The sequence below is a fragment of the Mesorhizobium sp. M7A.T.Ca.US.000.02.2.1 genome (assembly GCF_003996995.1).
GTDB lineage: Bacteria > Pseudomonadota > Alphaproteobacteria > Rhizobiales > Rhizobiaceae > Mesorhizobium.
Window position 1 is genome coordinate 1 of record NZ_RZTT01000229.1, and the last position, 9800, is coordinate 9800.

The window sequence follows — 9800 nt, forward strand, 5'->3', positions numbered from 1 at the left end:
CTCGCGAGCGGCCGGCTGGTGGCGGTGATGGATGACCGTATCCTGTCGGGCGGCGGCATCTTCGCCGTTTACCCGCACCGTCGCTATCTGCCGGCGAAAGTCCGCGTCTTCGTCGACTTTTTGGTGCAGTGGTTCAGGACGCGCGAGGCTGGCTGACCGGCGTCGATAGTCTCGTGGTCCCAATTTCGCCCCCTTTCTGGTAACTCTCGGCAACTCTTCCGAGGCCTATGGACCGAGAATGAATCTGAAACGGCACGCAATCATGCTGGCTTCGGCCTTGGCGGCTAACTTTGCCGCCACTGGACCGGCTTACGTGCATCCGCATGTCTTCGCCGAGGCCCGCCTCGATGTGATTCTCTCCCCGGATCACCAAAGCGTGAAGGCTCTGCGTCATCTCTGGCGCTTCGACGATCTGTTTTCCTCGACCGTGATGATGGAGTTCGACAAGAACTCCGACCTGAAGCTCGACGACAAGGAGCTGAAGGAAGTCGCCGACACCGTTCATGCCTCGCTGGCCGAGTTCAATTACTTCCAGCTTGTCACCGTCGACGGCAAGGACGTGGCGATGACGCCGCCGCCGCATCTGATGGCCAATTTCGACAACGATCAGCTGATCATCCTTTTCGAGTCCGAACCGAAGGTGCCGATCAAGCTCCACGGCAAGATCGATATCGGCGTCTACGATCCGACATTCTACACGGCGATCGACTTCACCGAGGACTCCAACATCACGGTTGAAGGCCTGCCCTCGAACTGCACCAGCAAGGTGGTCCGTCCGGACCCGGACGAGGCCATCAAGGAAAACCAGAAGACCCTCACCGATGCCTTTTTCAATGACCCGACCGGCACCGATATGAGCAAGATCTTCGCCACCAAGCTCGAACTGACCTGTCAGCCAGAAGGATGAAGCCGGTGACGAAACCGTCCCTGCGTTTGGCATTCGGCCTGTTGGCCCTCACTGTCGCCATGATGCATTTCGCCGACGCCGCTCATGCCCAGAGTTCGCTCGGCATCGGCGTCAATGACGGCATGGCGCCCACCACTGGCCCGTTCGCCCATATCCTGATGTGGATCAATCTCAGGCAGCAGGAATTCTACCGCGCGCTGGCAACGGCGATGAAGGCGATGCGCCAGGACGGCAGCAAGATCTGGATACTCGTCGGCCTGTCCTTCGCCTACGGTATTTTCCATGCTGCCGGCCCCGGCCACGGCAAGGCGGTGATCTCGTCCTACATGGTGGCCAATGAGGTGGCGTTGCGGCGCGGCATCCTCTTGTCCTTCGTCTCGGCGCTGCTGCAGGGCCTGACCGCGATCGCGGTGATGGGGGTCGCCTATTTCGTCCTGCGCGGCACCACGATCTCGATGACGGACGCAGCCTGGTTCATGGAGATCATGAGCTTTGTCTTCGTCACCCTGTTCGGCGCCTGGCTGCTGTGGCGCAAACTCGGCCCCGCCGTCCTGCGTCTGTTCGGCAAGGGCCCGGCCTACAGCCTGTCGGCGGCTCATGCCGGCCATTCTCACGCCGGTCATTCTCATGGGGGTCATTCTCATGGGGGCCATTCGCACGGCGCGCATTCGCATGCCGGTCACTCCCATGCAGCTCCCAGCCATTCGGCGCATGCTCATTCGCACGCGCTACACGCGCATGACCATGTGCACGGCCCTTCGCACGATCATCACGATCATGCCGAACACGATCACGCTCATCACGATCACGCGGCCGGCGAAGTCTGCGATACCTGCGGCCATTCGCACGCACCCGATCCGGCGCTGCTGTCGGGCGACCGCTTCGACTGGCGCACGGCCTGGACGGCGGTGGCGGCGGTCGGCATCCGCCCCTGCTCCGGCGCGCTGATCGTGCTGAGCTTCGCCTTGCTCAACGGCCTCTGGCTCGGCGGCCTGCTGTCGGTGCTGGCGATGTCGCTTGGCACGGCCATCACCGTTTCGGCACTGGCGACACTGGCGGTGACCGCCAAGAACTGGGCGGTGTATTTCGCCGGCGACGGCCGCATGGGCAACCGCATCCACTCGATCGTCGAGATCGGCGGCGCGGCGTTTGTGTTCCTGTTCGGACTGCTGCTGCTGTCGGCGAGTTTGGCGAGCGGCGGATAGGCCGGCGCCACGAGGTTCGGAGTTTAACCCGCGATTTTGCCGCCGAGCTCATCCTCGATGTGAGCGCGGATGATCTCGTCGAAACTCTTTTCGGCGCTGAAGCCGAGCTCCCGTGACCGCTTTGCCTCGAAGCGCGTCGGCCAGCCCTTGACGATCGCCCAGATCGTGTCATCCGGAACCTCGCGGATCAGGCTTACCGCCTTCGGCCCAGCGATGCGTTCCAGCGCCTCGATCTGCTCGCCGACGGTGACGGCAACGCCGGGCATCGTCAGGTTGCGGCGCGGCCCGACTGCGCTGCCGTCGATCCCTGCCGCATGGATCAGGAAGTTCACCGCCGAGCGCGGGCTGGCATGCGTGTGCACGACCGAGCGCGGCACCGGCAGGATCGCTTCGTGGCCGCTCAACGGCTCGCGGATGATGCCGGAGAAGAAGCCGGACGCCGCCTTGTTCGGCTTGCCCGGCCGCACGCAGATCGTCGGCAGCCGGATGCCGATACCGTCGAAGAAGCCGCGCCTGGTATAGTCGGCCAGCAGCGCTTCGCTCATCTGCTTCTGGGTGCCGTAGGAGGTCAGCGGCGTCGGATGGAAGTCGTCGGGAATGACATCCGGGAACGGCGCGCCGAACACCGCGATCGACGAGGTGAAGACGACGCGCGGCGCAAAGCCCGCCAGCCGGATGGCATCGAACAGGGCCCGCGTGCCATCGAGATTGACGCGGTAGCCGAGATCGAAATTCGCTTCCGCCTCGCCCGACACGATGCCGGCAAGATGGAACACGACGTCGGGGCGCGATGCGACCAGGCGCTCAGTGGCCCCTGCTTCGGCGAGATCGCCAGTGTGCAGCGTGACGCTGACGCCATCCAGGCTCGGGGCCTGTGGTGGCACGATATCGTGTAAATCCAGCGCCGTGATCTTGCGGCCGCGCAGCGTGCCGTCCTTGGCCAGCCGGGCGATGAGCTTGCGGCCGACCATACCCGCGGCGCCAGTGATCAGAATGCGCATATCGAAAATCCCTTGCCTATTTACCTTGGTTTTTGCGCTGGTTGCGGGCCCGCAGCCAGAACACCGAGAAGAACGCCAGCACGAAGACGATGCCAAAGGCGCCGGCCAGCACCGTCGAAAGGCTGCCGAGTGCCAGCATTACGGTCGGCAGATAGTAGGCGCCGATACCGAACAGAAGCATGATCCACACGGCAGCGATAAGAGCATTCCTGGTGTCACGATCCATCACGCCGCACCAGGGCAGCGGGTGTTCATCAAGCTGGTTTTCAAGGTTTTGCAACTCCCGAGGCAGAACCAATCGACATCGATCGATCGGTCCTAGTGATGATGGTCGTGATATGCAGCCGCTTCATGCCCGTGCCCGTGGTCGTGCTCGTCGCCATCGTCGGCGCACTGGCCGAATTCCGGTTCCACGGTGGCATGGCTGATGCCGTGCTCGCTGGCAAGCCGCTTCTTGACGGCACTCACCGCCTGATGCGCATCGACGCCCTCGTCGAGACAGGCATGCAGCGTCGCCATGTTGCTGGTCCCATCAAGCGACCAGACATGCATATGGTGCACTTCGCGCACCCCCCGGACGGTCGCCTCGAGATCCCTGGCGATCAGATCGCGGTCGAGGCTTGGCGGCACCCCCTCGAGCAGGACATGGGCGGCTTCTCGCATCAGCGACCACGCCGTGTAGAGGATCAGCAGCGAGACCAGGACCGACAGGATCGGGTCGATCGGCGTCCAGCCGGTCGCCAGGATGACCAGCGCCGCCGCGATGGCCGCCGCCGAGCCGAGCAGGTCGCCAAGCACATGCAGGATGGCGCCGCGCATGTTCAGGCTTTCGCGGTCGCCGCCATGCAGCACGAAGAACGCGCCGATGTTCACCAACAGGCCGAGGATCGCCACCACCAGCATCGGCCCGCCAAGCACCGGTGCCGGCGCCTGCAGGCGCCCCCAGGCCTCGTAGACGATCCACAGGGCGATGACGAAGATGGCGATGCCGTTGGTATAGGCCACCAGCGTCTTGACCCGGCCGAAGCCATAGGTGAGGCGAACGGTCGCCGGACGGCCGCCAAGATGAAACGCATACCAGGCAAGGCCGAGCGCGATCGAGTCAGCGAGCATGTGGCCGGCATCGGCCAGCAGCGCCAGCGAGCCGGTGAAGATGCCGCCAAGCGCTTCGGCGACCATGAAGCCGCCGGTCAGGCAGGCTGCGATCAGAACGCGTTTCTTGTCGGTCGAGCCATGGACATGGCCGGGCCCATGATCGTGCCCAATGTGATCGTGCCCGCTGTGATCGTGGGTATGTGCCAATGGCGAACTCCTAGGCGCCGAATTCCGCGCGACAATCCTCGAGCCGTCGCTTCTGCTGGCCCTCGCCATCGAAATTGGCCGGATCGAGCCACGCCTCATAGGCACTGCGCAGCGCCGGCCACTCCTTGTCGATGATCGAATACCACGCAGTATCGCGGTTTTCACCCTTGACGATCAGATGCTGGCGGAAAATGCCTTCGAACTTGAAGCCGAACCGTTCGGCGGCCCGCTTCGATGGCTCGTTGCGGTTGTTGCACTTCCATTCGTAGCGGCGGTAGCCGAGCTCGTCGAAGATGTATTTCATGAACAGGAACTGCGCTTCGGTTGCTCCCGGCTTGCGCGAGATGAGCGGCCCCCAATAGATGTTGCCGATCTCGATGACGCCGTACGCCGGATCGATGCGCATCAGCGTCTGGCGTCCGGCGACCTTGCCGCTGGCCTTGTCGATGACGGTGAAGAACAGCGGATCCTCGCTGGCCTCGACCTTGTCCAGCCATGGCTGGAAGGCGGCGCGGGTCTCCGGCGGATAATCGGGCAACCAGGCGAAGCGGCCGTCGATGTCGGACACGGAGGACGCTTCATAGAGGCCATCGCCATGTTTTGCGGCACTCAGCGGTTCGAGCCGGACAGTGCTTCCGTCGATGGTCTTGCGTTCGGGCCGCGGGCGCGGTTGCCAATCCCTGAGATTTTCCGACACCGAAAGCTCCAATCCGTTTGACTTTTGCCAGCCGAAGCTCACAAAAACGCGACCCAACAGCAAGAACCACACGGACGGGAAAAATGCTCCACACGATTTCGGCCTTCGACCGCCTTGGCGAGGAAAACGCCTTTGCCGTGCTCGCGAGGGCCACAGCACTTGCCCAACAAGGCCGCGACATCGTCAATCTCGGCATCGGCCAGCCGGACTTCAAGACGCCGCAGCACATCGTCGAGGCGGCGATCAAGGCGCTGCGCGACGGCCATCACGGCTACACGCCGGCCAATGGCCTGCTGGCGACGCGCGAGGCGGTGGTGCGCCGCACGCTCGCCACCACCGGTGTCGAAGTATCGCCCGAAACGGTGATGATCCTGCCCGGCGGCAAGCCAACCATGTTCGCCGCCATCCTGATGTTCGGCGAACCTGGCGCCGAAATCCTCTATCCCGATCCGGGCTTCCCCATCTATCGCTCGATGATCGAGTTCACCGGTGCAGCCCCTATTCCCGTGCCGATGCGCGAGGAAAACGGCTTTGCCTTCTCGGCCGAGGAGACATTGGCGCTGATCACCTCGAAGACCAGGCTGCTGATCCTCAACTCGCCCGCCAATCCGACCGGCGGTGTGACGCCCCGTGCCGAGATCGAGAAACTGGTCAAGGGGCTGGAGGCGCATCCGCAGGTCGCCATCCTCTCCGACGAGATCTACGACGTCATGACCTATGATGGCGAGACGCATTGCTCGCTGCTCGGCTTTCCCGAGATCCGTGACCGGCTGATCGTGCTCAACGGCTGGTCGAAGACCTGGGCGATGACCGGCTGGCGCATGGGCTGGTCGATCTGGCCGAATGGCGACAAGGGCGCCCATCTCTACGACAAGGTGCGCAAGCTGGCTGTCAACTGCTGGTCCTGCGTCAACGCGCCAAGCCAGTTCGCCGGCATCGCGGCAATCGACGGCCCGCAGGACGACGTCGACACGATGATGCGCGCCTTCGACCGCCGCCGGAAGATCGTCGTCGAGGGACTGAATGCCCTGCCCAACATGTCCTGCATCACGCCCAAGGGCGCGTTCTACGCTTTCCCCAACGTCTCGAAGACCGGCTGGAAGGCCAAGAAGCTCGCTTCGGCGCTGCTCGACGAGGCCGGCGTGGCGCTGATCGGCGGCCCCGATTTCGGCATTCTCGGCGAAGGCTATATCAGGCTCTCCTACGCCAATTCCGAGGAGAACATCTTGCGGGCACTGGAACGGATCGGGGCCTTCCTGGCGAAGTAAGCCTGAAAGCGGCCCGCTGTCCTCTTCCGGACAATTTGCGGCTGTGGCATGACGGTGTCATGAGCCGTCCGGAGGCGCGCGGGCAAGACTGGGCGTGCATGTCGAGAACGGCTACGGTCCTCGGATCAGGATCGAAGGGGGGTGACATCGGATGTTCTATGCAATCCTTGCCTATCATGTGGAAGACGCAATCAAGGCGCTGACGCCGCAGGAAGATACGGCGCTGATGGCTGACTTGCTCAAGATCCATGAAGGGCTCTATGCCGACGGCAGCCTTGGCCCGTCGGCGCGGCTTGGCGCGACACAATCGGCCTGCACCTTGCGCGGCGGCTTGATCGTCGACGGCCCCTTCGCCGAAACCAAGGAACAGCTTCTCGGCCTCTATGTCGTCGACTGCCCGACGCGGGACGATGCCATCGCTATCGCGCGCGACTTTCGTCGCGTCAATCCGACCGCCGTCTACGAGATCCGTCCTATCGCGCTCTATCTGCCCGGCGCAGAGCTACCGGGAGAATAACTACCCACGCCCGACAAACGGCATCTTGGTCGCCATGACGGTCATGAACAGCACGTTGGCGTCGAGCGGCAGGCTGGCCATGTGGACGACGGCGTCGGCGACGCGCTGAACATCCATCACCGCTTCGGCTGATATCGAGCCGTTGGCCTGCGGCACGCCGACCGTCATCGGTTGCGCCATGTCGGTCAGGGCATTGCCGATGTCGATCTGGCCGCAGGCGATGTCATAGGGCCGGCCGTCGAGCGCCAGCGTCTTGGTCAGTCCTGTGATGGCATGCTTGGTCGCCGTGTAGGGCACCGAGCCCGGGCGTGGCGCATAGGCCGACACCGAACCGTTGTTGATGATGCGGCCACCCATCGGCTTCTGCTTGCGCATGGCGCTAAAGGCGGCACGGGCACACAGGAACGAACCGGTGAGGTTGACGCCGACGATATCGTTCCACACTTCGACCGGTATCTCGTCGATCGGCGTCGATTTGTAGCCCATGCCGGCATTGTTGAAGAGCAGGTCGACACGGCCGAAGGCCGCCGCCACGGTCTCGAACAGATCGTCGACCTCGCCTGCCTTGCTGATATCGCAGGCAACCGCCAGGGCCTTGGCGTCGGTGGACCCGGCCTCGGCCACGGCTGCATCCAGCACGGATTTGCGGCGTCCGCAGAACACTGTGTTCCAGCCCGCCTTGAGCAGCGCCGTGGCGACGCTCTTGCCGATGCCCGTGCCGGCCCCGGTGACGATGGCGGTTCTTTGCTCGGTCATGGCTGTTGTCCTCCGGCAGCGCTGCGCTTGCTCGACTGATTTTCGGGGTTTGGCTCGAAAAAGGAAGGCATCGCAAATGACGGCGGCGATGGCAAGCGTGTCCATCCGATCGGGCCGACAAAAAGGGCGGCCATTGGCGACCGCCCCTGATCTGAACCGGGCTTGGGAGGAGGAAAAGCCGATCCGACTGTGTTGAATGATGCGCTTGCTGGGTTAACGAGAGGTTAACCCGGAAAGCGCCTCCTGTGCCGTTTTGGCCTACCAGCGCGGATTGGGTGACGTCCCTGCCTTGGCCGGCACCTTGGCCGCCGAAACCGTTGCCTCGACATGGTCGACCAGCGCGTCCGGCAGGCCGAGCCTGCCTGCAAGCAGGTCGAGATAGCCACGCTCTGCGCGGGTGTCGGGATCGATGGTCAGGCGCGACGCCGTGTAGAGTTCGAGCTTCTGCGCGTCGGTCTTGGCGCCGGCGACCAGCGTGTCGAGGTCGAGCGGGCTTGCCAGCTCCGCCATCAGGAACTTTTCGGCATCGGAGTCTATGCCGGCCAGGCTGAGCTTGCCGGCGATCTTCTGGCGCTCTTCATCGTCGATATGGCCATCGGCCTTCGCCGCCGAGATCATCGCCCGTATCAGGGTCAGCGTGAATTCGTCCTCGCCTTGCGGCGCCTGCGACGGGTGGAAGGCGGTGTCCTTGGGCGGCGGCAGCAATTCCGGTTCGCCGGCCGCCGGTGCTTCGGCGGGTGCGTTGCCGGCCTTGTAGTTCTGGTAGGCCTTGTAGGCGAGGCCGCCGATGGCAGCCAGTCCGCCAAGCTTCACCGCGGCGCCCGTCACGTTACGACCGGCGCCAGTTCCAAGCAGCACGGCGGCCAGTGCGCCGGCGGCCAGCGGATTGTCCTTGGCCATCTGCACGGCCTGCCCCGCCTTGTCGCGAACGGTGCCGCTGGCGCCGGGGATTTGCGAGCCGAGCAGATCGTCGAGAAGCTTCTTGGGATCGAACATTCAGTGCCTCCAGGATTTGCCCGGCCGAACGGGCAGGTTTCGAACGTCGAAGACGTAGGTCCCGAAACTTGACATTGCAATGACAGGCGGCCGCTTTGCAGCAGCTCGATGCCCGGATCAGGAGCCGATATGCGGACCCCTGCCCCGCGCCTGCGCAAGCTCGACCTGGCGCTGGCGCTCGGCATAACGCTGGCGGTCCTCGTCCGAACGCGCATCGAAACAATGCGGGCAGGAAATACCGGCGGCGAATTTGGCCGACGTCAGGTCGCCCGGTGTCAGCGGGTGGCGGCAGGCGCGGCACAGTTCCGCTTCGCCCTCGGCGAGGCCGTGCGACACCGAAACGCGCTCGTCGAAGACGAAGCACTCGCCTTGCCAGAGGCTCTGTTCGGCGGGGACCTCTTCGAGGTATTTGAGGATGCCGCCCTTGAGATGGAAGACATCCTCGAGGCCGAGCGATTTGACATAGGCGGTTGCCTTCTCGCAGCGAATACCGCCGGTGCAGAACATCGCCACCTTGCGGCCTTCGAGCTCCGCCCGATGCGCCTCCACCCAGGCCGGGAACTCGCGAAAGCTTGCGGTGGCCGGGTCGATCGCACCCCTGAATGTGCCGATCGACACCTCGTAGGCGTTGCGCGTGTCGATGATGACAGTGTCGGGCTGCGAAATCAGCGCGTTCCAGTCGGCCGGCGCGACATAGGTGCCGGCACTTTTCGAAGGATCGATGTCATCGACACCCATGGTGACGATCTCGCGCTTCAGCCGCACCTTCATGCGGTGGAACGGCATGTCCGCGGCTGCGCTGTACTTGACCTCGAGGCCCGCCAGCCCTTCGATGGCTTCGAGATACAAGATCAGTTCGGCAATTGCCGTCTCGCTGCCGGCGACGGTGCCATTGATGCCTTCATGCGCCAGCAGCAGCGTGCCCTTGATGCCGCGCCCGCAGCAGAAGGCGGCGAGCGGCGCGCGCAGTTCTTCGAAAGCGTCGAGCCGGGCAAACCGGTAGAGTGCTGCGACGCGAAGGGGTGGAAGTGATGTCATTGCCGAAGCCACTAGACGCTCGAGCAAGCCGATTCAAGGCAAAGCAGGCATGCTGTTCGGCTGGCCACTGGCGCAAATCTGCACCATGGGCGAATTTGTACCATAGCTGAGGT

Annotated in this window: 11 protein-coding genes and 1 pseudogene; 5 read left to right on the forward strand and 7 right to left on the reverse strand. The window is 63.8% G+C overall.

Going from position 1 to position 9800, the window contains the following annotated elements:
• From EOD15_RS20750 to EOD15_RS20760, 3 genes and pseudogenes are all read left to right on the forward strand, one after another.
• Positions 1-156: pseudogene (locus EOD15_RS20750) on the forward strand (LysR family transcriptional regulator); the annotation flags it as partial.
• Positions 157-238: 82 nt separating this feature from the next.
• A complete protein-coding gene (locus EOD15_RS20755) occupies positions 239-907 on the forward strand; it encodes a DUF1007 family protein (RefSeq protein WP_127320170.1) in 669 nt (222 codons plus the stop codon).
• A complete protein-coding gene (locus tag EOD15_RS20760) occupies positions 904-2112 on the forward strand; it encodes a nickel/cobalt transporter (RefSeq protein ID WP_127320172.1) in 1209 nt (402 codons plus the stop codon). Before EOD15_RS20755 ends, EOD15_RS20760 begins: the two co-directional genes overlap by 4 nt.
• A 23-nt stretch (positions 2113-2135) precedes the next feature.
• Here the strand turns inward: EOD15_RS20760 and denD are convergent, their stop codons facing one another.
• From denD to EOD15_RS20780, 4 genes are all read right to left on the reverse strand, one after another.
• The gene (gene denD / locus EOD15_RS20765; protein ID WP_127320174.1) at positions 2136-3113 is read right to left on the reverse strand and encodes a D-erythronate dehydrogenase; all 978 of its coding nucleotides are present in this window, start codon (positions 3111-3113) and stop codon (positions 2136-2138) included.
• A gap of 16 nt (positions 3114-3129) precedes the next feature.
• Positions 3130-3342: a hypothetical protein gene (locus tag EOD15_RS20770; protein ID WP_126071175.1), complete on the reverse strand. Its 213-nt coding sequence runs from the start codon at positions 3340-3342 to the stop codon at positions 3130-3132.
• Between the two features lie 89 nt (positions 3343-3431).
• A complete protein-coding gene (locus EOD15_RS20775; protein ID WP_127320176.1) occupies positions 3432-4415 on the reverse strand; it encodes a cation diffusion facilitator family transporter in 984 nt (327 codons plus the stop codon).
• 10 nt (positions 4416-4425) lie between these two features.
• Positions 4426-5112, reverse strand: a complete 687-nt coding sequence (locus tag EOD15_RS20780; RefSeq protein ID WP_127320178.1) for a GNAT family protein — start codon at positions 5110-5112, stop codon at positions 4426-4428.
• A gap of 83 nt (positions 5113-5195) precedes the next feature.
• On the opposite strand from EOD15_RS20780, the gene EOD15_RS20785 reads away from it, so the two are divergent.
• Together EOD15_RS20785 and EOD15_RS20790 are read left to right on the forward strand one after the other, a co-directional pair.
• Positions 5196-6380 carry a pyridoxal phosphate-dependent aminotransferase gene (locus tag EOD15_RS20785; protein ID WP_127320180.1) on the forward strand — a complete coding sequence of 395 codons (1185 nt, stop codon included), beginning with the start codon at positions 5196-5198 and terminating at the stop codon, positions 6378-6380.
• A gap of 151 nt (positions 6381-6531) precedes the next feature.
• The gene (locus EOD15_RS20790; protein WP_127320181.1) at positions 6532-6897 is read left to right on the forward strand and encodes a YciI family protein; all 366 of its coding nucleotides are present in this window, start codon (positions 6532-6534) and stop codon (positions 6895-6897) included.
• Here the strand turns inward: EOD15_RS20790 and EOD15_RS20795 are convergent, their stop codons facing one another.
• The 3 genes from EOD15_RS20795 to EOD15_RS20805 all read right to left on the reverse strand — a co-directional run bounded on the left by EOD15_RS20795 (position 6898) and on the right by EOD15_RS20805 (position 9687).
• Positions 6898-7653, reverse strand: coding sequence for an SDR family oxidoreductase (locus EOD15_RS20795; protein ID WP_127320183.1), 756 nt, complete (start codon positions 7651-7653; stop codon positions 6898-6900). It lies immediately after the preceding gene.
• 258 nt (positions 7654-7911) lie between these two features.
• Positions 7912-8649, reverse strand: coding sequence for a tellurite resistance TerB family protein (locus tag EOD15_RS20800; protein ID WP_127320185.1), 738 nt, complete (start codon positions 8647-8649; stop codon positions 7912-7914).
• Positions 8650-8766: 117 nt separating this feature from the next.
• Positions 8767-9687, reverse strand: coding sequence for a rhodanese-related sulfurtransferase (locus EOD15_RS20805; RefSeq protein WP_127320187.1), 921 nt, complete (start codon positions 9685-9687; stop codon positions 8767-8769).
• Between the last annotated feature and the right edge of the window lie 113 nt (positions 9688-9800).